The 21,021-nt window shown below is 70.5% G+C and carries 21 protein-coding genes; 8 read left to right on the forward strand and 13 right to left on the reverse strand.

Annotated elements, in window-relative coordinates; all coding sequences use genetic code 11:
* The first annotated feature begins 108 nt into the window (after positions 1–108).
* From pknB to IE262_RS06665, 3 genes are all read left to right on the forward strand, one after another.
* Positions 109–2,022, forward strand: coding sequence for a Stk1 family PASTA domain-containing Ser/Thr kinase (pknB, locus tag IE262_RS06655; protein WP_189872005.1), 1,914 nt, complete (start codon positions 109–111; stop codon positions 2,020–2,022).
* A gap of 189 nt (positions 2,023–2,211) precedes the next feature.
* Positions 2,212–3,081 (forward strand): deoxyribonuclease IV, encoded by an 870-nt coding sequence (locus tag IE262_RS06660; RefSeq protein ID WP_189872007.1) that lies wholly within the window; start codon positions 2,212–2,214, stop codon positions 3,079–3,081.
* A gap of 98 nt (positions 3,082–3,179) precedes the next feature.
* On the forward strand, positions 3,180–3,683 hold the full coding sequence (locus IE262_RS06665) for a DUF4396 domain-containing protein (RefSeq protein ID WP_189872009.1): 504 nt from the start codon (positions 3,180–3,182) through the stop codon (positions 3,681–3,683).
* A gap of 27 nt (positions 3,684–3,710) precedes the next feature.
* Here the strand turns inward: IE262_RS06665 and IE262_RS06670 are convergent, their stop codons facing one another.
* A complete protein-coding gene (locus IE262_RS06670; RefSeq protein WP_189872011.1) occupies positions 3,711–4,373 on the reverse strand; it encodes a sulfite oxidase-like oxidoreductase in 663 nt (220 codons plus the stop codon).
* A 175-nt stretch (positions 4,374–4,548) separates the two neighbouring features.
* Between IE262_RS06670 and bfr the strand changes: the two genes are divergently transcribed.
* Positions 4,549–5,028, forward strand: a complete 480-nt coding sequence (bfr, locus tag IE262_RS06675) for a bacterioferritin (RefSeq protein ID WP_134032476.1) — start codon at positions 4,549–4,551, stop codon at positions 5,026–5,028.
* A 16-nt stretch (positions 5,029–5,044) separates the two neighbouring features.
* Here the strand turns inward: bfr and IE262_RS06680 are convergent, their stop codons facing one another.
* Both IE262_RS06680 and IE262_RS06685 read right to left on the reverse strand, forming a co-directional pair.
* Positions 5,045–5,287, reverse strand: coding sequence for a (2Fe-2S)-binding protein (locus IE262_RS06680; RefSeq protein ID WP_134032473.1), 243 nt, complete (start codon positions 5,285–5,287; stop codon positions 5,045–5,047).
* Positions 5,288–5,468: 181 nt separating this feature from the next.
* Positions 5,469–6,821: a class II 3-deoxy-7-phosphoheptulonate synthase gene (locus IE262_RS06685; RefSeq protein ID WP_189872015.1), complete on the reverse strand. Its 1,353-nt coding sequence runs from the start codon at positions 6,819–6,821 to the stop codon at positions 5,469–5,471.
* Positions 6,822–6,942: 121 nt separating this feature from the next.
* Here IE262_RS06685 and IE262_RS40510 point away from each other — a divergent pair, with 121 nt between their 5' ends.
* Positions 6,943–6,999, forward strand: coding sequence for a trp operon leader peptide (locus IE262_RS40510; RefSeq protein WP_078912442.1), 57 nt, complete (start codon positions 6,943–6,945; stop codon positions 6,997–6,999).
* Positions 7,000–7,137: 138 nt separating this feature from the next.
* On the forward strand, positions 7,138–9,042 hold the full coding sequence (locus IE262_RS06695) for an anthranilate synthase family protein (protein ID WP_189872017.1): 1,905 nt from the start codon (positions 7,138–7,140) through the stop codon (positions 9,040–9,042).
* A gap of 343 nt (positions 9,043–9,385) precedes the next feature.
* On the opposite strand, the gene IE262_RS06700 is transcribed toward IE262_RS06695, so the two are convergent.
* From IE262_RS06700 to IE262_RS06715, 4 genes are all read right to left on the reverse strand, one after another.
* Positions 9,386–10,414, reverse strand: coding sequence for a 6-phosphofructokinase (locus IE262_RS06700; protein WP_134032463.1), 1,029 nt, complete (start codon positions 10,412–10,414; stop codon positions 9,386–9,388).
* A gap of 191 nt (positions 10,415–10,605) precedes the next feature.
* Positions 10,606–11,253 (reverse strand): response regulator, encoded by a 648-nt coding sequence (locus IE262_RS06705; protein WP_134032964.1) that lies wholly within the window; start codon positions 11,251–11,253, stop codon positions 10,606–10,608.
* A gap of 68 nt (positions 11,254–11,321) precedes the next feature.
* Positions 11,322–12,629 (reverse strand): MacS family sensor histidine kinase, encoded by a 1,308-nt coding sequence (gene macS, locus IE262_RS06710; RefSeq protein ID WP_189872019.1) that lies wholly within the window; start codon positions 12,627–12,629, stop codon positions 11,322–11,324.
* 98 nt (positions 12,630–12,727) lie between these two features.
* Positions 12,728–13,555: a lysophospholipid acyltransferase family protein gene (locus IE262_RS06715; protein WP_189872021.1), complete on the reverse strand. Its 828-nt coding sequence runs from the start codon at positions 13,553–13,555 to the stop codon at positions 12,728–12,730.
* Positions 13,556–13,870: 315 nt separating this feature from the next.
* On the opposite strand from IE262_RS06715, the gene IE262_RS06720 reads away from it, so the two are divergent.
* Together IE262_RS06720 and IE262_RS06725 are read left to right on the forward strand one after the other, a co-directional pair.
* Positions 13,871–14,683: an alpha/beta hydrolase gene (locus tag IE262_RS06720; RefSeq protein ID WP_189872023.1), complete on the forward strand. Its 813-nt coding sequence runs from the start codon at positions 13,871–13,873 to the stop codon at positions 14,681–14,683.
* Complete coding sequence (locus tag IE262_RS06725; RefSeq protein WP_189872025.1) at positions 14,676–15,452, forward strand: hypothetical protein; 777 nt, start codon at positions 14,676–14,678, stop codon at positions 15,450–15,452. The genes IE262_RS06720 and IE262_RS06725 overlap by 8 nt, the downstream gene beginning before the upstream one ends.
* Positions 15,453–15,468: 16 nt before the next feature.
* On the opposite strand, the gene IE262_RS06730 is transcribed toward IE262_RS06725, so the two are convergent.
* From IE262_RS06730 to IE262_RS06755, 6 genes are all read right to left on the reverse strand, one after another.
* Entirely contained in the window at positions 15,469–16,227 is a 759-nt protein-coding gene (locus tag IE262_RS06730) for an endonuclease/exonuclease/phosphatase family protein (protein ID WP_189872027.1), read from the reverse strand.
* Positions 16,228–16,392: 165 nt separating this feature from the next.
* Entirely contained in the window at positions 16,393–17,346 is a 954-nt protein-coding gene (locus IE262_RS06735; RefSeq protein WP_134032453.1) for an ROK family glucokinase, read from the reverse strand.
* Positions 17,347–17,437: 91 nt separating this feature from the next.
* Positions 17,438–17,926, reverse strand: coding sequence for a DUF5304 domain-containing protein (locus IE262_RS06740; protein WP_134032450.1), 489 nt, complete (start codon positions 17,924–17,926; stop codon positions 17,438–17,440).
* A gap of 57 nt (positions 17,927–17,983) precedes the next feature.
* Complete coding sequence (locus IE262_RS06745) at positions 17,984–19,174, reverse strand: ArsA family ATPase (protein WP_189872029.1); 1,191 nt, start codon at positions 19,172–19,174, stop codon at positions 17,984–17,986.
* 198 nt (positions 19,175–19,372) lie between these two features.
* Positions 19,373–19,816 (reverse strand): SRPBCC family protein, encoded by a 444-nt coding sequence (locus IE262_RS06750; protein ID WP_134032444.1) that lies wholly within the window; start codon positions 19,814–19,816, stop codon positions 19,373–19,375.
* Between the two features lie 117 nt (positions 19,817–19,933).
* A complete protein-coding gene (locus tag IE262_RS06755; RefSeq protein ID WP_189872031.1) occupies positions 19,934–20,731 on the reverse strand; it encodes a metallophosphoesterase family protein in 798 nt (265 codons plus the stop codon).
* Positions 20,732–21,021 lie beyond the last annotated feature (290 nt).

Consider the following 21,021-nt stretch of genomic DNA (forward strand, 5'->3'; position numbering starts at 1 on the left):
CGGTCAGCCGCCTCTGCCGCCGCGAACAGTCACAGGTCGGCTGCATTCCGTCTCCCGCGCCACGCGACTGACGGCACGCCGACAGTGGCGGCCCCTAGACTCACCTGCGTGGACACGACCCTTCAGGACCCGCTTGTCGGCCAGTTGCTCGACGGCCGCTACCGGATCGACGCGCGGATCGCGGTCGGCGGGATGGCCACGGTCTACCGGGCCATGGACATCCGCCTCGACCGTGTGCTCGCGCTCAAGGTGATGCATCCGACACTGGCCGCCGACGGCACGTTCGTCGAGCGCTTCATCCGCGAGGCCAAGTCCGTGGCACGGCTCTCCCACCCGAACGTGGTGGGTGTCTTCGACCAGGGCACCGACGGGTCGTACGTCTACCTCGCGATGGAGTACGTCGCCGGGTGCACCCTGCGTGATGTGCTGCGCGAGCGCGGTGCCCTGCAGCCGCGGGCCGCGCTCGACATCCTGGAGCCGGTGCTCGCCGCGCTGGGTGCCGCGCACCGGGCCGGGTTCGTGCACCGCGACATGAAGCCGGAGAACGTCCTGATAGGGGACGACGGCCGGGTCAAGGTGGCGGACTTCGGTCTCGTACGGGCCGTGGACACGGTGACGAGCACCACGGGCCAGGTCCTCGGCACCGTCTCCTACCTCGCCCCGGAGCAGCTGGAGCACGGCACGGCGGACACCCGGGTCGACGTGTACGCGTGCGGGGTCGTCCTCTACGAGATGCTGACCGGCGGCAAACCGCACTCCGGGGACTCCCCCGCGCGGGTGCTCTACCAGGCGCTGAACGCGGACGTGCCGCCGCCGTCCGCCGCGGTGCCCGGACTGCCGTACGAGCTGGACGAGTTGGTCGCCTCCGCGACCGCCCGCAATCCCGAGCTGCGCCCGCACGACGCGGTGGCGCTGCTCGCGCAGACCCGGGACGCGCGGGCCGCGCTGAGCGCCGAGCAGCTGGACGCGGTCCCGCCGCAGGCGATCGCCGGGGAGCACCACAACGGCGAGGACCGCACGAGCGTCATCCCGCGCTCGCTGTCGGTGCCCCGGCCGTTGCCGGTCAACGACGACGAGGGGATGAACCGGACGAGCCGGTTCCAGAGCCCTCCGGTCGCGCCCCGGCGTAACGCCACCGCTGTCCGGCGCGGACCGCTGGCGATCGTCGTGGCCGTCCTGCTGGTGCTCGGTGCCGGCACGGGTGTCTGGTACATCAACTCGGGCCAGTTCACCAAGGTCCCGGCGGTGCTGACGCAGCCCGAGGCGCAGGCGAAGCAGCGGATCGAGGCCGCGGGCCTCCGGGTACGGATCACGTACGCGTTCAGCGACACCATCAGGCGCGGCGAGGTGATCCGCACCGATCCGGGTCCGAACGCCCGGATACGGGACAACGACACGGTGACACTGACCGTCTCCAGGGGACCGGAGATGGTGAAGGTGCCGGACACGAAGGGCTTCCGGCTGAACGAGGCGAAGTCCCGGCTGCGGCAGCAGGGCCTCGAACCGGGTCTGGTCACACGGGCGTTCAGCGAGGAGGTCCCCAGCGGCTCTGTGATCAGCACGGCCCCGGAGGCCGGCACGGAGCGCCGCTCCGGCTCGGTCATCGCGCTGACCGTCAGCAAGGGCACGCCGGTGGAGGTGCCGGACGTCACGGGCGAGTCGGTCCAGGACGCGAGGGCGGAGCTGGAGGACGCCGGTCTGAAGGTGGAGATCGCCGGGGAGCGGATCAGTTCCGAGTTCGAGAAGGGCGAGGTCGCGCAGCAGTCGCCGGGCGAGGGCCAGGAGGCCGCCCAGGGCGACACGATCACCCTGACGATCTCCAAGGGCCCCGAGATGGTCGAGGTCCCGGACGTCGTGGGCGACAGGGTGGACGAGGCCAGGCAGAAGCTCGAAGCCGCCGGCTTCCGGGTCGACGAGTCCCGGGGCCTGATCGGGCTCTTCGGCGACGAGGTCAAGAAGCAGTCGGTCAAGGGCGGGAAGACGGCCCCCAAGGGCTCCACGATCACGATCGAAATCCGCTGACGGGTCCCTCCGGGGTCGGGCCGGGGGGTGGAGGCGACGGCCCCTTGGCCTGCGCAGCCTGGTCGGCCGCAGGCAGGAGGCGCTCCCTGGCCTGCGCCCTGGAGGTCTCCGCGCCCGGGTCCCCCGGACCCCCCGAGTCCCCCCGGATCCCCCGGCGGTCGCCCCAAGCCGCCGTGACACCCTGAGTGAGTGACCAGCAAGTACCTTCGCAATCCCGTGGGCAGCCATGTTCCCGTGGCCGGTGGGCTGCATTCCGTGGGGCTCTCCTACGCTCACGATCTCAAGGCCGAGACCGTGCAGGTGTTCGTGGCGAATCCGCGCGGGTGGGCGACGCCGCCGGGAAATCCGCGGCAGGACGAGGCGTTCCGCGAGACGTGTGCCGCCGAGTCGATCCCCGTGTACGTACACGCGCCCTACCTGATCAACTTTGGTTCGCACACCGGGGCCACGGTCGAGAAGTCGGTGCAGTCACTGCGCCACTCGTTGCGCAGGGGCCGGGAGATCGGCGCTCTGGGTGTGGTCGTCCACACCGGGAGCGCGACCGGTGGCCGGGAGCGCTCCGTCGCCCTCAAACAGGTGCGCGAGCACATGCTGCCGCTGCTCGACGAACTGACCCACGCCGACGACCCTTTCCTCCTGCTGGAGTCCACCGCGGGCCAGGGCGCCTCACTCTGCTCGCGCACCTGGGACTTCGCGCCCTACTTCGAGGCGCTCGATTCCCACCCGAGGCTGGGCGTCTGCCTCGACACCTGCCACATCTTCGCGGCGGGCCACGATCTGACCGGGCCCACCGGCATGCACCAGACCCTCGACCTGCTGGTGGACACCGTCGGGGAAGGGCGGCTCAAGCTGATCCACGCCAATGACTCGAAGGACGTCGTCGGCGCCCACAAGGACCGCCACGAGAACATCGGCTCCGGTCACATCGGTGAGGACCCGTTCCGTGCGCTCATGGCCCATCCCGCCACCGAGGGTGTCCCCCTGATCATCGAGACGCCCGGCGGCAAGGTGGGCCACGCGACGGACGTGGAACGGCTCAAGAAGCTCAGGGAGAGCTAGCGGTATCCAGGCAGCGGCAAACACATTGAGGAATACCCCCAGGGGGTATACGGTTGCTGTTCTGCGACAGGAACCGTCACCTGACACTGGGGGCCACCATGGAGCACGGCACGTCCGCACGCGACAGCCACGCGCACCACAGCCACGAGGGACACGCTCCAGGCGCGACCACCTGGGGCACCGCCACCAAGGCCACGCTCCACTGCCTCACCGGCTGCGCCATCGGCGAGATCCTCGGCATGGTGATCGGCACCGCGCTGGCCTGGCACAACGTACCGACGATGATCCTCGCGATCGTCCTGGCCTTCATCTTCGGCTACTCGTTGACGCTGTACGCCGTCACGAAGGCGGGCCTGCCCCTGAGGGCCGCGATCGGTGTCGCGCTCGCCGCGGACACGGTGTCGATCGCCGTGATGGAGCTCGTCGACAACGGCGTGATCCTGCTGGTCCCGGGCGCGATGGACGCCCACCTCGCGGACGCCCTCTTCTGGTGGGCGCTCGCCCTGGCCTTCGTGATCGCGTTCCTGGCGACCACACCGGTCAACAAGTGGATGATCGGCCGCGGCAAGGGCCACGCGGTAGTGCACCAGTACCACCACTGACGCACGGCAACGCGCACGGAGCCAGGGTCAGAGCTCGGGGCCGTCCCCGGGCTCTTCCTGGTACGAGTAGCGCTGCTCCCGCCAGGGATCGCCGATGTTGTGGTAGCCGCGCTCCTCCCAGAAACCGCGCCGGTCGGCGGTCATGTACTCCACGCCACGGACCCACTTGGGTCCTTTCCAGGCGTACAGATGGGGCACCACGAGCCGCACCGGAAAGCCGTGTTCCGCGGTGAGCAGCTCACCGTCCTTGTGGGTGGCGAAGATCGTGCCCTCGGCGGCGAAGTCCGCGAGCCGGAGGTTGGAGCTGTAGCCGTACTCGGCCCACACCATGACATGGGTGACACCGGGCGCGGGCGGGGCGATCTCCAGGAACGTACGGGCCGGGACGCCACCCCACTCGGCGCCCAGCATGCTGTACTTGGTGACACAGTGCAGATCGGCCACGACCGCGGCGTACGGCAGGGCCGTGAACTCCTCGTGCGTCCAGCAGCGCTTCTCACCGTCGGCCGTGGCACCGAAGACCCGGAACTCCCAGCGCTCGGAGCGGAACCTGGGGACAGGTCCGTAGTGCGTGACCGGCCAGCCGCGCTGGAGCCGCTGCCCCGGCGGAAGCTGCTGCTGCTCCGCACCCCCCGATGCGCGCTCCCCAGACGAGCGATCTCCAGATTCACGCTCCACCGGCTGACCCATGACTCCATCCTGGCAGACCCCGAACGATGGAGATGACCCACCCCACCCCACCTCAACTCGGACAAAATGCACGAAGCATGCCCTTACTCGCTAAGCGTGCACTTACTGGACGCTCCTCGACAGCGGTGGGATCATGCGGCAACCTGCCAGTCCCCGCTTGGAAGGAGCCTCTGCGATGCAGGGCGACCCCGAGGTCATCGAATTCCTCAACGAACAGCTGACCGCCGAGCTCACCGCGATCAACCAGTACTTCCTGCACGCGAAGATGCAGGAGAACTTCGGCTGGACGAAGCTCGCGAAGTACACGCGGGCCGAGTCGTTCGACGAGATGAAGCACGCGGAGGTGCTCACCGACCGCATCCTCTTCCTGGAGGGCCTGCCGAACTACCAGCGGCTGTTCCATGTGCGGGTCGGGCAGACGGTGACCGAGATGTTCCAGGCCGACCGGCAGATCGAGGTCGAGGCGATCGACCGCCTCAAACGCGGCATCGAGGTGATGCGCAACAAGGGCGACATCACGTCCGCGAACATCTTCGAGTCGATCCTCGCGGACGAGGAGCACCACATCGACTACCTCGACACCCAGCTGGAGCTGGTGGACAAGCTCGGCGAGGCGCTCTACATCGCCCAGGTGATCGAGCAGCCCGAGAGCTAGGGCCGAGTACGAAAGCCTAGGCGGCTTCCTCAAGCCGTTCGAGCTCCGACAGCACCGGCCGGCCCCCGTCGACCAGCTCTCGGCTCGGGCACGCCCCGCGGCCGAGGATCGCCTGAATCCGGCGTACGCACGAACCGCAGTCCGTACCCGCCTTGCAGGCGGACGCTATCTGGCGGGGGGTGCAGGCACCGCTCTCCGCGTGCTGCTTGACCTGCTGCTCCGTGACACCGAAGCAACTGCAGACGTACACGCGGTTCACCTCCCGCCGGACAACTACGGACCACTGCCGCCGCCCCACCTGATCAGTGAGGCTAACCTAACCTTACCCACGCCATCAGGGCTGCGAAAGCGGAAGGGGGCGCGGATCGTATGTGATCCGCGCCCCACTGCTCGCGCCGAGCCAGTATCGACTGGCCACCGTATCGGTCCCCTACTGGCCCCTACTGGTCCCGGTACATCTCGGCGACGAGGAAGGCCAGGTCGAGCGACTGGCTGCGGTTGAGCCGGGGGTCGCAGGCCGTCTCGTACCGCTGGTGCAGGTCGTCGACGAAGATCTCGTCGCCGCCGCCCACGCACTCGGTGACATCGTCGCCGGTCAGCTCCACATGGATGCCGCCCGGGTGGGTGCCGAGGCCCTTGTGGACCTCGAAGAAGCCCTTCACCTCGTCGAGTACGTCGTCGAAGCGGCGGGTCTTGTGGCCGGAGGCCGCTTCGAAGGTGTTGCCGTGCATCGGATCGGTGACCCACGCCACCACCGCGCCGGAGGCCGTGACCTTCTCGACCAGCTCGGGGAGCTTGTCGCGGATCTTGTCCGCGCCCATGCGGACGATGAAGGTCAGCCGGCCCGGGTCGCGCTCGGGGTCGAGACGCTCGATGTACCGCAGCGCCTCCTCGGCCGTCGTCGTGGGGCCGAGCTTGATCCCGATCGGGTTGCGGATCTTCGACGCGAACTCGATGTGGGCACCGTCCAGCTGCCGGGTGCGCTCGCCGATCCACACCATGTGTCCGGAGACGTCGTACAGCTGGCCGGTGCGCGAGTCGACCCGGGTCAGGGCGGACTCGTAGTCGAGCAGCAGCGCCTCGTGCGAGGAGAAGAACTCGACGGTCTTGAACTCCTCCGGGTCGGTCCCGCAGGCGTGCATGAAGTTCAGCGCGTTGTCGATCTCGCGCGCCAGCTGCTCGTAGCGCTGCCCGGACGGGGACGACTTCACGAAGTCCTGGTTCCAGGCATGCACCTGGCGCAGGTCGGCATAGCCGCCGGTGGTGAAGGCACGCACCAGGTTGAGCGTCGACGCGGACGCGTGGTACATCCGCTTCAGGCGCTCGGGGTCCGGGACGCGGGCCGCCCCGGTGAAGTCGAAGCCGTTGACGGAGTCGCCCCGGTAGGTCGGAAGCGTCACGCCGTCGCGGGTCTCGGTCGGCTTGGAGCGCGGCTTGGAGTACTGCCCCGCGATCCGGCCGACCTTCACGACGGGCACGGAGGCCGCGTACGTGAGCACGGCGCCCATCTGGAGCAGCGTCTTGAGCTTGTTGCGGATGTGGTCGGCGGACACCCCGTCAAAGGCCTCGGCGCAGTCGCCGCCCTGGAGAAGGAACGCCTCCCCCCTGGCGACGGCTCCCATCCGGGCGCGCAGCTGGTCGCACTCGCCCGCGAAGACGAGCGGCGGATACGACTCCAGCTCCGCAACGACTGCGCGCAGAGCCTCGGGGTCGGGGTACTCGGGCTGCTGCGCCGCGGGCAGGTCTCGCCAGGTGTTGCCAGCGCTCGCGCTGGACTTAGCGTTCACGGTCACGCCACAAGATTACGGGGTTGTGTCAGGGCCACCGGCCCGTGCCCATCAAGTGAGACGACGGTTACGCGCTGCGAGATGCTGCGGGGCATGGCGGTGCCCTCGTGTGGTGTACGGTTCGGGCATGTTCGCGCTTTCGACCCAGAACTGGTGGTGGACCGCTCACCCGGCGGCCCACTGACTGCGCGTACGCAAGACTTCGCGAAGGCCGCCCGAGGGGCGGCCTTCGGCGTTTCCGGGGTCGTTCCTCACCGGCATCGATACGGCCATCGATACCGACATCGACAACGACATCGACTGAGGACGGACGAGGAAACCCATGGACCTGGCACAGCTCGCGCACGACGACCGCCCCTTCGCCCTGCTCCGCCGCCGCTCCCCCGGCCACGACGAGAACACCGTGGAGGTGCTGCTCGGCCCGGTCTCCACGTACGACCATCTCGCCGACCTCCCCGGCGAGGGCCTGGCCCTGGTGCCCTTCCGCCAGATCCGCGAGCGCGGCTTCGACGTACGGGACGACGGGACACCGCTGGTGGTGCTCACGCCCGAGGAGACGCACACGCTGACGCTGGAAGACGCGCTGGCCCAGCTTCCCGCCCACGACGTCCGCGTCAGCGCCGGCGGCTTCGACGTCGATGACGAGGAGTACGCGGAGATCGTCGGGCGGGTGCTGCGTGAGGAGATCGGGCGGGGCGAGGGCGCGAACTTCGTGATCCGGCGGACGTACGAGGGTGAGATCCCCGGATTCCGGCGCGCCGACGCCCTGGCTCTGTTCCGGCGGCTGCTGGAGGGTGAGCGGGGTGCGTACTGGACGTTCGTGGTGCACACCGGCGAGCGGACGCTGGTGGGGGCGAGCCCGGAAGTGCACGTCCGTATGTCCGGTGGGACCGTCGTCATGAACCCGATCAGCGGGACGTACCGCTACCCGGCCGAGGGGCCGACGCCGGAGCACCTGCTGGAGTTCCTCGCCGACGGAAAGGAGATCGAGGAGCTCTCCATGGTCGTCGACGAGGAGCTCAAGATGATGTGCACCGTCGGCGACATGGGCGGGGTCGTGGTCGGGCCACGGCTGAAGGAGATGGCCCATCTCGCGCACACGGAGTACGAGTTGCGGGGGCGGTCGTCGCTGGACGTACGGGACGTGCTGCGGGAGACCATGTTCGCGGCGACCGTCACGGGGTCGCCCGTGCAGAACGCGTGCCGGGTGATCGAACGGCACGAGGTGGGTGGGCGCGGGTACTACGCGGGGGCACTGGCGCTGCTCGGCCGGGATGCGGGCGGGACCCAGACCCTGGACTCGCCCATCCTCATCCGGACCGCCGACATCGACGCGGACGGGCGCCTCAGGGTGTCCGTGGGGGCGACGCTCGTCCGGGGCTCGGATCCCGTGAGCGAGGTCGCCGAGACGCACGCGAAGGTGGCGGGTGTGCTGGCCGCGCTGGGCGTGCGGCCCGGCCGGCCCCGGGAGGAGCGGGTGCGGTCGCGGCTGTCGGACGATCCCCGGGTGCGCGCGGCGCTCGACGGGCGGCGGGCCTCGCTGGCCCCGTTCTGGCTGCGGATGCAGGAACGGTCCGACGTTCTTGAGGGTCACGCTCTGGTCGTCGACGGTGAGGACACCTTCACCGCGATGCTCGGGCACGTGCTGCGTTCGTCCGGGCTGGAGGTGACGGTGCGGCGATACGACGAGCCGGGGTTGCGGGAGGTTGTGCTCGCGCACGAGGGGCCGGTCGTGCTGGGGCCCGGTCCGGGGGATCCCTCCGACCTGGGTGACCCCAAGATGCGGTTCCTGCGAGGGCTGGCGGCTGATGTCGTGCGAGGGCACCGGCACGGGGTTCTCGGTGTCTGCCTCGGTCATGAGCTGATCGCGGCCGAGTTGGGGCTGGAGATCGTGCGCAAGCGCGTCCCGTACCAGGGTGCCCAGACGGAGATCGATCTGTTCGGGCGGGCGGAGACGGTGGGTTTCTACAACAGCTTCGTGGCGTACTGCGACGACGAGACGGCCGAGGAGTTGAGGGCCCATGGGGTCGAGGTGAGCCGGGCCGCGAACGGTGAGGTGCACGCTCTGCGCGGGCCCGGGTTCGCCGGCGTCCAGTTCCACCCCGAGTCGGTGTTGACGCTGAACGGTGCGGTGGTGGTGCGGGAGTTGCTCGGGGGACTGCGGGACCTGCGCGGGGTACGGGGTGTGGGGGTTCGGGGTGCGGGGGCGGTGCGGCCGCGTTCGTAGCCGGGGGTTGATTCGCCCCCGCCGCCCCTACCCGTCCCATCCCCAGGGGCTCCGCCCCTTCGACCCCGGCCAAGGGGGCTGCGCCCCTTGGAACCCCCGGGGCGGCTTGGGGGCTCCGCCCCGCACCCACCTCGGGCTCCGTCCCGGACCCCGTTTCGGGGGCCGGCCCCCGGGCCCCCGCTCCTCAAACGCCGGAGGGGCTGAACGATCCAGCCCGTCCGGCGTTTGAGGACGAGGCCGTTCAGGCCGAAGCGGGGTCCGGGGGCGCAGCCCCCGGGGATGGGAGGGGTAGGGGCGGCGGGGGCGAGGAAAAGCCCCGGGACGGCCGGGCGGCGGGCCGGGGTCAGCCGAAGAAGACGCCTACCTCCTCGTACAGCTTGGGGTCGACCGTCTTCAGCTTGGCCGTGGCCTCCGCGATGGGAACCCGGACGATGTCCGTACCACGCAGGGCGACCATCTTGCCGAAGTCCCCGTCACGTACGGCCTCGATCGCGTGCAGCCCGAAGCGGGTGGCCAGCCAGCGGTCGAAGGCACTGGGAGTGCCGCCCCGCTGGACATGGCCCAACACCGTCGTACGGGCCTCCTTGCCCGTGCGCTTCTCGATCTCCTTGGCCAGCCACTCTCCGACTCCGGAGAGACGGACATGGCCGAAGGAGTCGAGGGACTCGTCCTTCAGGACCATGTCGCCGTCCTTGGGCATGGCTCCCTCCGCCACCACCACGATCGGCGCGTACGACGCCCGGAAGCGCGAGGTCACCCAGGCACAGACCTGCTCGACGTCGAAGCGCTGCTCCGGGATGAGGATGACGTTCGCGCCGCCCGCGAGGCCCGAGTGCAGGGCGATCCAGCCGGCGTGGCGGCCCATCACCTCCACCACCAGAACCCTCATGTGTGACTCGGCCGTCGTGTGCAGACGGTCGATCGCCTCCGTCGCGATGCCCACCGCGGTGTCGAAACCGAAGGTGTAGTCCGTGGCCGAGAGGTCGTTGTCGATCGTCTTCGGGACGCCGACCACGGGGACGCCGTACTCGTCCGTGAGGCGCGCGGCCACGCCCAGGGTGTCCTCGCCGCCGATCGCGACAAGCGCCTCGACCTCCTGCTTGGCGAGGTTCTCCTTGATCCTTCGGATCCCGCCCTCCTGCTTGAGGGGATTGGTCCGAGAGGAGCCGAGGATGGTGCCGCCGCGCGGCAGGATGCCGCGCACCGTGGGAATGTCGAGCCGCAGGGTGTCGTTTTCGAGCGGCCCCCGCCAGCCGTCCCGGAAGCCGACGAAGTCATAGCCGTACTCCTGCACGCCCTTGCGGACGATGCCCCGGATGACGGCATTGAGCCCGGGGCAGTCGCCGCCTCCGGTCAGTACTCCGACCCGCATGGAAATGTCCCTTCGCCCTACGCTGCCTGATCGCCATACGCGCGCCGACGCGCGTCGCGGACGCACCACATCTGACGTCAGCCACGCTAATAGTGATCCAGGTCACTTCAACATGGGGCAGATGGTCAATTCCGGTGAATCGTGGGTGAGTTGATCAAGTCGGGATCACTCGTCCGGGTGTATCGGACTGTTTACGCCTCGTCGAGCCCCCGCTCTATGGCATAGCGGACCAGCTCCACGCGGTTGTGCAGCTGGAGCTTGCCGAGGGTGTTCTGCACGTGGTTCTGGACCGTGCGGTGCGAGATGACCAGGCGTTCCGCGATCTGCTTGTAGCTCAGGCCCTTGGCGACCAGGCGGAGCACCTCGGTCTCGCGCTCGGTGAGCTGCGGTGCCTTGGGCTCGTCGGCGCCCGCGGCGGGGGCGGGCTCGGAGGCGAGGCGGCGGTACTCGCCGAGGACCAGGCCCGCGAGCCCCGGCGTGAACACGGGATCACCGACGGCCGTGCGGCGCACCGCGTCGATCAGTTCCTCGGTGGAGGCCGATTTGAGGAGGTAGCCGGTCGCCCCGGACTTCACGGCTTCCAGCACGTCCGCGTGCTCACCGCTGGCCGAGAGGACGAGGACACGCAGCGCCGGGTTCGCTCCCACCAGTTCCTTGCACACCCGCACCCCGGGTTTCGCCGGCAGGTTCAGGTCCAGGACCAGGACGTCGGGCGCGGCGGCCTGGGCTCGGCGCACCGCCTGCTCGCCGTCGCCGGCCGTGGCGACCACGTCGAAACCGGACTCGGTGAGGTCGCGGGCGACGGCGTCGCGCCACATGGGGTGGTCGTCGACCACCATGACCTTGATCGGGTCCCGCTGGTCCTGTCCCCCGGGTGCCCCGGATGTCCGCGTCTGCCTGCTCTCCGTCACCGCTTCTCCGCCTTCCCCCGCACGTCCTTCGAATGCTGTGGAGCCTTCGGCTTCCGCGGGGCCTTGGGTACCTTCAGTTCGACTTCCGTGCCCTGTCCCGGGACCGAGATCAGGTCGGCCGTACCGCCGATGTCGCGCAGTCGGCCCCGGATGGACAGGGCCACGCCGAGCCGGCCCTCGCCCTCGGCCTGAGCGAGCCGCCCCTCCGGGATGCCCGGACCGTCGTCCCGCACCGTCACGATCACCTCGTCCGGCTCGTCCTCCACCAGGATCCAGGCACGGGCATTCTCTCCGGCGTGTCTGCGGACGTTGTCCAGGGCCGCACCGACAGCCGCCGTCAGCTCGCGCACGGTCAGCGGGGGGAGCCGCACGGGGGCGCCGGGCTCGGAGAGGGTGACCTTGGAGCCGGCGTAGGGGGCGAGCAGGGCGCGCAGGTCGACCGCGTGCGCCTCTCCGTCCGGCGCGTCCGGCGCATTCGGGTCGTGCGGCGCATTCGGATCGTGCGGGTCGTCCGGCTCCTCCACCGCCCGTACGACCGCTCCCTGGGCCGCGTCCTCCGAGACGCGCGATACGGGAACGAGCCCTCCGGACACCAGGGTGCGCAGGGCGATTTCCTGTTCGCCCGCCAGCCGGCCCAGTTCCGCGGCTTCGCCGCCGAGCGCGGTGCCGCGCCGCTGCACCATGGCGAGGACCTGGAGCACGCTGTCGTGGATGTCGCGGGCCAGCCGCTCGCGTTCGCGGGTGGCGGCCTCGATCTCCAGGGCTCGGGCGAGGGTGCGCTCGGAGGCGCGGGCGACCTCGACTACGTAGCCGATGGCGATGGAGGCGATGCAGACGAGCAGCACATTGTGGACGGTGTCGCGGGTCGGGGCACCGCGCTCGGCGATGTTGACGGCGGCCACGAGGGTGGAGGCGAAGGCCGCCCACCGCCAGCCACCCTTGATCGCGAAGGCCAGGACGGCGCCCGCGGTCCATATCGACGGCAGCGTGGGGTTGCCGCCGTCGATCCGCTCGGGTGCGTCGGCGACGCGGGTGAGCAGGATGCCGGCGAGCGCGATGGCGAGGTCGGCGGCGAGAAACCCCTTGGTGCAGTTGGCCGCGTTCGCGACCCTGGGCAGGGTGGCCAGTGTCCACACGGCGAGCACGGCGTAGTAGGCGATGGCCACCCAGGGGCGGGCGAACTCGTCGTTCGTGCTGACGAAGAGGCCGATCGCGTACAGCATCGTCAGGATGCGGTAGCCGGTCAGGGCACGCCACAGCGGCTGCTCGACCGACATCCTCATGACTCTCTCGCGCTTGGGCATGCCCCCCCCTTTTTTGGGCCGTTCGCCTCCGGGGCGCTCGCCACCCAACCCCTGAGGAAGTGTCCGTCCCGCAGCCGGACCGCTGCTCCCGCTCCCGCTCAGCGCTCGTTCTGGGACCGATCCCTTTCGGCCCGTTCCCTTTCGGCCCGTTCCTTCTCCGCCTGGTCCTGCTCGGCCTTGGCCAGCGCCGCCTTCGCGGCCTTGTCGGCCTTGTCGGCCTTCTCCGCTTCCTTCCCGGCCTGTTTCTCCGCCTTCGCGGCCTCCGCTATCTGCCGCTTGGCAGCGGTGGCGTACACGTCGACGTACTCCTGGCCGGAGAGCTTCATGATTTCGTACATGACCTCGTCGGTCACCGCGCGGAGCACGAAACGGTCGTGCTCCATGCCCTGGTAGCGGCTGAAGTCCAGGGGCTTGCCGATCCGGATGCCGGGTCGCATCAGCTTCGGAATGATCTTCCCGGGCGGCTGGATCTTCTCCGTGTCGATCATGGCGACCGGGATGACGGGCGCACCCGTGGCGAGCGTCACGCGTGCGAGGCCGCCGGGCTTGCCCCGGTAGAGGCGGCCGTCGGGCGAGCGGGTGCCCTCTGGGTAGATGCCGAACAGTTCGCCGCGCTCAAGGACCTCGATACCGCTCTTGATCGCCGCCTCACCCGCGCCACGCGCGCCGGAGCGGTCCACGGGGAGCTGACCGACACCCTTGAAGAAGGCCGCCGTCAAACGGCCCTTGATGCCGGGCGTCGTGAAGTACTCGGCCTTCGCGATGAACGTGACCTTCCGGTCGAGGACCGCGGGAAGGAAGAACGAGTCGGAGAAGGACAGATGGTTGCTCGCCAGGATCGCGGGGCCCTCGGCCGGAACGTTCTCCAGGCCCTCCACCCAGGGCCGGAAGGCAAGCTTCAGCGGCCCTCCGACGGAAACCTTCATCGCGCCGTACAACAACCGAGTGCCTCCTGTGTCTGTCGATCAGACCTTAACCCGGAGCGCTGTCAAAGGCCCCTGTGGGCCGGGATCGGACAGTTTTGGGGGAGGCCGGGGGTACGGGCCGAGTGACTGAAGGGCCTGGTCGGTGTCAGTGCGGTCGCGTACGGTGAAGTACACCTCGAAGCCCGCCAACCACAGAGGTGATGTGAGGCCCCCGGGGCATGTCCCCTTGTTGTACTTGGCGTTGAGTCTGTCGTTGAGTCTGTTGTTGTGCCTGCTGTCGTTCCCGGTCCTTACCTCACCGAACAGGAGACCGACGTGCCGGTCCTTCCTGGAGCCGACCCCTACCGCCACGAGGGCGGGGAGATCGGCGTCCTTCTCTGCCACGGCTTCACCGGTTCCCCGCAGTCGCTGCGCCCCTGGGCGCGGTACCTCGCCGAGCGCGGTCTGACCGTCGCCCTGCCGTTGCTGCCCGGCCACGGCACGCGCTGGGAGGACATGCAGCTCACCGGCTGGCAGGACTGGTACGCGGAGGTGGACCGCGAACTGCGGGCCCTGCACGAGCGCTGTGCTCAGGTGTTCGTCCTCGGCCTCTCCATGGGCGGCGCGCTGACCCTGCGCCTGGCCGCGAAGCACGGGGACGGCGTCAGCGGCATCGTGGTCGTCAACCCGGCGAACAAGGTGCACGGCCTGTCGGCGTACGCCCTCCCGGTGCTCCGTCACCTCGTCCGGGCGACGAAGGGTCTCACCAACGACATCAAGAAGGAGGGCGCCGTCGAGGTCGGATACGACCGGGTCCCGCTGCACGCGGCGCACTCCCTGCGGCAGTTCTGCCGGCTGGTCGACGGCGAGCTCCCCCAGGTGACCCAGCCGATGCTGCTGCTGCGCAGCCCCGAGGACCATGTGGTGCCGCCGGCCGACTCCGCGCGCATCCTCAGCCGGGTGTCGTCCACGGACGTCACGGAGGTCCTGCTGGAACAGAGCTATCACGTGGCGACGTTGGACAATGACGCGGAGCGGATCTTCGAGGAGAGCTACGCGTTCATCGCCCGGCTCGCGCCCGGCGTCGGCAAGGGGACGACCGGTGCGGGACAGGTGGGCCAACAGGAAGGGACGGCCACTGGTGGCTGAGCACGACTCCGAGCGCGAGCCGGAGGAGAAGGGCGCGCTCCCCGGCGAGCGCCGCGGTGACTCGCGCGACAAGTCGTCGGGCGGGCCGGACGAGCCGGGCGGCGAGCAGCACGTGCCGTTCGACGAGGACGCGGCGTGGCAGGCGATCGTCGCCGGGTACGGCGAGGAGCCGCCGGACCCGCCCGGTGCCCGGCCGTTCCGCTCGGTGGAGGACCTGGCGCTGCTGGAGTCCGAGCCGGACGGCACCTCCGACAAGGCGGCGGGAAAACCCCCCGAGAAGCTGTCCGACAAGCCCTCCGACAAGAGCTCGCACAAGAGCCTGGACAAAAGCCTGGACAAGAGCCTGGACAAGAAGTCCGGCGAGAGCTCCGACAAGCCCGCGGACCAGTCCACCGACGAGGCCGGGCCTTCGGCCACCACCCCGCTGGGCAGTTCCATCACGTTCGCTCCCGGCGTCGGCAGCGGCCCACGCGACTACCAGGCGCCGGAGCCGAGCGAGGACGACTTCGACGAGGACGACGAGGGCCATTTCATACCGCCGGAGCCGCCCCCGTTGCCCGCGGCCGACGCGACCGCCAAGTTCGCCTGGCTCGGGGTGCTCGGCGGGCCCGTCCTGCTGCTGCTCGCGGTCCTGCTCGGCTGGGAGATGACCTGGTGGCTGGCCACCCTCGGTATCGGCGGCTTCCTCGGCGGTTTCGCCACGCTGGTGACGCGGATGAACGGCGACGACGAGGACGACGACGATCCCGGGCGCGGCGCGGTCGTCTGACCCCGGCGTGGACCGGCTACCTCGCGGGCACCCTGAGGGCGGCCAGGACCGGCAGATGGTCCGTGGCCGCCCTCAGATCGCTCTCGGCGACCCCCGGGTGGCCATGAGGCACCCCACAGCCCAGCACCTCGACGCCCCGCGTGGCGAGGATCGCGTCGATGCGCCGGCGGGGGTCGGCGGAAGGGAAGGTGTGCTCCGCTCCCCAGGGGGCGGTGGCCCAGCAGTCCTGGAGGTCGGCGGCGAGGCGCCTGAAGGTGCGGCCGTTCGGGCGCTCGTTCAGGTCGCCGCCCGCGATCGCGTGCTCCACGCCCATCCCGGCGAGCCGGTCGAGGAGCATGCCGCCCTGCTCGTACCGCTCGTCCTTCTGCAGACTCAGGTGACAGCTGAGGACACCCAGCCGGGCACCGCCGAACCGTACGACCGCCGTCGCGAAGCCGCGCCGGTGCAGGCCGGGGGTGAGGGGCAGAAGCACGTCCTCCGTTCGCTCGACCGTCGCCCGCAGGGAGCACAGCAGTGCCGGGCCGGAGGCGGTGGCGCCGCCCGCGAGGGTCACCAGCCCCGAGGCCGCCGCCAGCCGCGCCAGCTTCTTGCGCCAGCGGAAGAAGCGAGGGGCCTCCTGCACCAGAACCAGGTCGGGGGCGCAGGCGGTGATCACTCGGGCGAGGGCGGCGGTGTCGTCCCGCATGGAGCGGATGTTGTAGCTGAGGACGCGGATGACGGCGGAACCGTCAGGGGCGGTACGGGAGTTGGGGAGCGGTGGCGGCGGGGTCGGCATACGGATCAATGTATGCCGGGCCCGAGGAGGGAACGTCCACCAACTCGGGGTTTTGTCCGTTTGCGACTGAGGGTGCGGGTACTGGTCGGGTACTGATACGGGTACACACATGCGGTCCCGCGCCCCCCGAAGGGCGCGGGACCGACGTACCGCGAAAAGCGGCCCTCACATGGTCGGGTCCGGCTCCCGGGCCAGGTCCGCCGCGCCCACCAGGCCCGCCTTGTTGCCGAGTTGGGCGGCGATCACGTCGGCCACCGGGCGCCAGTTGCCGCCCACCAGCCAGCGCTTGTAGGACTTGCGGATCGGGTCGAGGACCAGCTCGCCCTCGTCGGAGAGGCCACCGCCGACGATGAAGGCGGAGGGGTCGAAGAGGGAGGCCAGGTCCGCGAGGCCCGCGCCGGCCCAGCGGGCCAGCTCGCGGTACGAGTCGACGGCCACGGGGTCGCCCTGCCGGGCCGCCATGGAGATGTGCTTGCCCTCGACGCCCTCGGGTGTGCCGTCGCCCAGGGAGAGCAGCAGCTCGGCGTTCTCGGGGGTCGCCTTGGCGCGCTGCTTGGCGTATCTGACGAGGGCGCGCCCGGAGGCGTACTGCTCCCAGCAGCCCTGCGAGCCGCAGCCGCACAGCAGGCCGTCCGGGACCATGCGGATGTGGCCGAACTCGGCGGCCACGCCGAAGTGCCCGCGACGCAGCTTGTTGCCGATGATGATGCCGCCGCCGAGGCCGGTGCCCAGCGTGATGCAGATGACGTTGCGGTGGCCCTTGCCCGCGCCGAACTTGTACTCGCCCCACGCCGCCGCGTTCGCGTCGTTCTCCACGACGACCGGCAGGTGGACGCGTGCCTCGACCTTCTCCTTCAGCGGCTCCTGGCGCCAGTCGATGTTGGGGGCGAAGTAGACCGTGGACCGCTGGCGGTTGACGTAGCCGGCGGCGCCGATGCCCACGCCGACGATCTCGTGTCCGGCGCGGGCGCCCTCGACGGCGGCGGCGATGGCGTCCACGATGGCCTCGGGCGTGCCAGGAGTCGGCACCTTGTGGGTCGAGAGGATGTTGCCTTCCTCGTCGACCACACCGGCCGCGATCTTCGTGCCGCCGATGTCGACGCCGATGGTGAGTCCCATGAATCCCTCAGTTTCGGTCGAGCCCCGCTATGGCCAACCGTACCGGAGGCCCTGCCGCCGGGTTCCTGTCGGCAGGGCCTCAACTGGGACATCAGTCCAAGTCGATGCGCTCCCCGGGGCCCGGGCCGTCGCCCTGGTCGCGGCGGTCGGTGTCGGGGTTGGTCCAGCGCCTCTCCTGGCCCTCGACGGCCGAGCGGTACGCGGCGAGCAGCTCGGAGCCGGCGGCGGCCAGGTGGTCGAAGACGTCGGGGTTGCGCTCGATGACGGGCTCGACGGCGGCCTTCGCCTGCCGGACGGCCTGGTTCAGCATCTGCTGGGCCGTGCCCGAGGCGACCGCGCCGAACAGCGGTGACTGGATGCCGGACAGCTTGTCGGTGACGGCGTCGACCAGCTTGCGCAGCTCCTCGGCGGCCGAGCCCGGGGGCGGGCCGTACTGGGCGCGGCGCCGGGCCTTCTCCGCCGCGAGGTCCTCCTCGCACGCCGTCGCCCAGGCGTCGGGGTCGGTGACGTGCACCTCTTCGACCGCCTCGTCCTGAGCCTTCCGGCGAGCGTCGTCGGACGTGGGGCGCTCTTCGCTCATGGCGGACTCCTGCCTACGGTTCGTACCTTCGACGTTACCCGAACGGCGGTGCGTCGTTCACCGTCCCGCGGGCCACAGTTCCGGGTCCGGGGCGAACCGGATCCTGAGCTCGCCCTCGCGCAGGGACGCGCCGTCCACCGTGCAGCGGCGCAGGGCCGACGGGAGCTGGACGATACGGCGGAACTGCCCCGCGGTGACGACGAGTTCGTCGCCGCGCCGGATGAGGTCCAGCTCGTCGCGTACCGCGCCGGGCAGGGGGAGGTGCCAGACGAAGCACCGGCCGCCGCCCTCGTCGGCGGGCTGTTCGGTGACGGGCCACTCGACCGGGGCGGGGTCCGGGTCGACGCCGGGCAGGTCGAGCGCGGTGAGGTCGTCGCCGCCGCGGGGGTCGCTGCCGAGGTGGGCGACCTCGTGGACGCCCGGCCCGCCGTCGTACGCGTCCCGCCAGCTCTCCAGGGCCTTGCGCTGCTGGGCGACGAGGCCGGACAGCCAGGCGCCGTGCGTGGTGTGGGGCAGGAGGCGGTTGGCGACGAGCACGTCGACGCGCAGGCGGTGCAGGGCGAGGCCGACGGTGGCGGTGCGGACGTGGTCGGTGCCGTTCGGTCCTGGTTCGGCGACCAGCCGTACGGTCGTGGACCGCTGCTCAAGGACGGTCTGCACGGCGGCCAGTTCGCCGTCCCAGCGGGCGGCCGTGTCGTACAGCCACTCCGCGGGCAGCGGCACGCCCGCGAGGCGGCCGAGCACGGGACGCAGGGCGCGGGCGGCCTGCCGCTCCGGGGGCAGCAGACGGCGCAGATAGCGGCGGAGCTCCTCGGGGAGCCCGAGCAGCGCGACGGCCTGCGGGCCCGGGGGCAGGTCGACGACGAGCAGGTCGTACGCCTCGGAGAGCACCGCGTCGCGCAGGGAGCGCAGGAGGGCGAGCTCCTCGGCGCCGGGCAGCGGGGTGAGTTCCTCGGCGTCGAGGCGGGAGGCGCCGAGGAGGTCCAGGACCGAGGTGGCCCGCTCCTGGAAGGCGACCAGGTCCTCGCGGAAGCCCTCCGCGGCGTCCGGCCGCCACGCGGTGAGTCCGGTGGCCGCCTCCACCGGGCGGGCGCCCGTGGGCACGCCGAGCGTCGCGCCGAGGGTGTCGGTGCGGTCGGCGCTGAGTACGAGGGTGCGGGTACCCTCGCGGGCGGCCTTGAGGGCGGTGGCCGCGGCGATCGTCGTGCGGCCGGCGCCGCCGGGGCCGGTGATCAGGATGGTGCGCATGGGCTCCGCCTTGGGGCCGGGTCGTCTCGTCTGCCGGGTCGTCTCGTCTGCCGGGTTGGGGTCGGTGGGCGGCTGCGGGTTTGCTGTGGCTGGTCGCGCCCGCGCGGCGGAGCCGCATATCGACACAGCCCCGCGCCCCTTTCGGGGCTGCGCCCCGGGCCCCCATCTGCACCCGCGCCCCCGGGGGGGCTTCGCCCCTTACTTCGGGGCCGACTCCACCCTCTTCTTCAAGCCCGCCAGAGCGCGGTCGATGATGACCTTCTCCGCCTTGCGCTTGATCATGCCGAGCATGGGGATCTTGACGTCGACCGTCAGCTGGTACGTCACCTCGGTCGCCCCGGCACCGGCCGGCTTGAGGAGGTAGGAGCCGTCGAGGGAGCGCAGCATCTGGGACTTGACCAGGGTCCAGGAGACCTCGTGGTCGCCGGTCCAGGTGTACCCGAGGACCTGGTCGTCCTTGATGGCGCCCGCGTCCATGACGAGACGGACCTGCTCGGCCCGGCCCTGGTCGTCGGTCTGAAGGACCTCCGCCTCCTTCACCTCGCCCGTCCAGTCCGGGTAGCGGGCGAAGTCGGCGATCACGTCCATGACGTCGGCCGGTGCCGCCTCGATCGTGATGCTCGAACTGGTGTGTTCCGCCATCGCCGTGGCTCCTCCAGATGCGGTCCGGTGAGGGAGGGTCGTACGCACGCGTGTGCAGCGTCAGAAGGCCCTAAGGCTACCGCGCGCCCGCCCGGCCATCGGCACCCCACCTGGGCGTCACCACTCCAGTGCCCAGGGTTTCCCGCTCCCGGCGAAGTGCCCGACGTTCACGCACTCGGTCGCCCCGATCCGCATCCGCCGCACCAGCGGCTGGTGGACGTGGCCGAAGAGCGCGTAGCGGGGGCGGGTGCGGCGGATCGCGTCCAGCAGCGCCCGGCTGCCCCGCTCGAAGCGGCGCGCCACCGTGTCGTACACCAGCTCCGGCACCTCCGGCGGGATGTGCGTGCACAGCACGTCCACCTCGCCGACGGCCTCGATCTTCGCCGCGTACTCCTCGTCGCTGATCTCGTACGGTGTGCGCATGGGGGTGCGCAGGCCGCCGCCCACGAAGCCGAAGGTCCAGCCGCCGATCTCCACGCGCTCGCCGTCCAGCACCGTGGTGCCCGGTCCGGCGTACTCCGGCCACAGGGTCGGCATGTCGACATTGCCGTAGGTGGCGTACGTCGGCGCGGGGAACGCGGCGAACAGCTCGGCGTACTGTTTGCGTATCGCCTTCTCGATCACGGCGGACCGGTCCGAGCCGATCCCGGCCCAGAGCCGGGCGCCGAACGCGCGGGCCTCCTCGAAGCGGCGGGCGGTGCGCAGGTCGACGATCCGGTCGGCGTTCTCGACGCCGAACAGGTCGGGGAAGATACCGCGCGAGTGGTCGGCATAGTCGAGGAAGAGCACCAGGTCACCGAGGCAGACCAGGGCGTCGGCGCCGTCGCCCGCACGGGCCAGGTCGCGCGCGTTGCCGTGCACGTCACTGACCACGTGGACGCGCGTCCTGCTGTTACCGCCTGGTGTGGATGCCATGGTGATCAAGCGTAGGGGCGTGGCGCAAAAGTGAACAAGGGCGGCCGGGCTTGTGGTTACTGGCCAGTTGCGAATCCCGTGGACTACTGTGCGCGAAGGAAAGCCTATTGACGTGTGACGGAGAAAACATCTCGCCCGACCCCCTGTCATAGAAGGGATACCGACGGGTAACGTCCGGGCAGTCCAGTTGTGCTCAGGATTTCAACAACTCAATCCGAGAGCACCTGCCCGAGTCCTGGACCGACCGTCGCAGCACGCAGAGTCGGGTGCCGGCGCCCTATGAGGAGCAG

Origin of the sequence: Streptomyces bluensis, from assembly GCF_014650715.1 — a bacterium.
GTDB classification, from domain to species: domain Bacteria; phylum Actinomycetota; class Actinomycetes; order Streptomycetales; family Streptomycetaceae; genus Streptomyces; species Streptomyces bluensis.

Coding starts and splice junctions, on each gene's coding strand:
- IE262_RS06665 (WP_189872009.1), top strand. CDS start 3,180: ATGGAGCACGGCACGTCCGCACGCGACAGCCACGCGCACCACAGCCAC.
- IE262_RS06670 (WP_189872011.1), bottom strand. CDS start 4,373: ATGGGTCAGCCGGTGGAGCGTGAATCTGGAGATCGCTCGTCTGGGGAG.
- bfr (WP_134032476.1), top strand. CDS start 4,549: ATGCAGGGCGACCCCGAGGTCATCGAATTCCTCAACGAACAGCTGACC.
- IE262_RS06695 (WP_189872017.1), top strand. CDS start 7,138: ATGGACCTGGCACAGCTCGCGCACGACGACCGCCCCTTCGCCCTGCTC.
- IE262_RS06700 (WP_134032463.1), bottom strand. CDS start 10,414: ATGCGGGTCGGAGTACTGACCGGAGGCGGCGACTGCCCCGGGCTCAAT.
- IE262_RS06705 (WP_134032964.1), bottom strand. CDS start 11,253: ATGGTGGTCGACGACCACCCCATGTGGCGCGACGCCGTCGCCCGCGAC.
- macS (WP_189872019.1), bottom strand. CDS start 12,629: ATGCCCAAGCGCGAGAGAGTCATGAGGATGTCGGTCGAGCAGCCGCTG.
- IE262_RS06715 (WP_189872021.1), bottom strand. CDS start 13,555: ATGAAGGTTTCCGTCGGAGGGCCGCTGAAGCTTGCCTTCCGGCCCTGG.
- IE262_RS06730 (WP_189872027.1), bottom strand. CDS start 16,227: ATGCCGACCCCGCCGCCACCGCTCCCCAACTCCCGTACCGCCCCTGAC.
- IE262_RS06735 (WP_134032453.1), bottom strand. CDS start 17,346: ATGGGACTCACCATCGGCGTCGACATCGGCGGCACGAAGATCGCGGCC.
- IE262_RS06740 (WP_134032450.1), bottom strand. CDS start 17,926: ATGAGCGAAGAGCGCCCCACGTCCGACGACGCTCGCCGGAAGGCTCAG.
- IE262_RS06745 (WP_189872029.1), bottom strand. CDS start 19,174: ATGCGCACCATCCTGATCACCGGCCCCGGCGGCGCCGGCCGCACGACG.
- IE262_RS06750 (WP_134032444.1), bottom strand. CDS start 19,816: ATGGCGGAACACACCAGTTCGAGCATCACGATCGAGGCGGCACCGGCC.
- IE262_RS06755 (WP_189872031.1), bottom strand. CDS start 20,731: ATGGCATCCACACCAGGCGGTAACAGCAGGACGCGCGTCCACGTGGTC.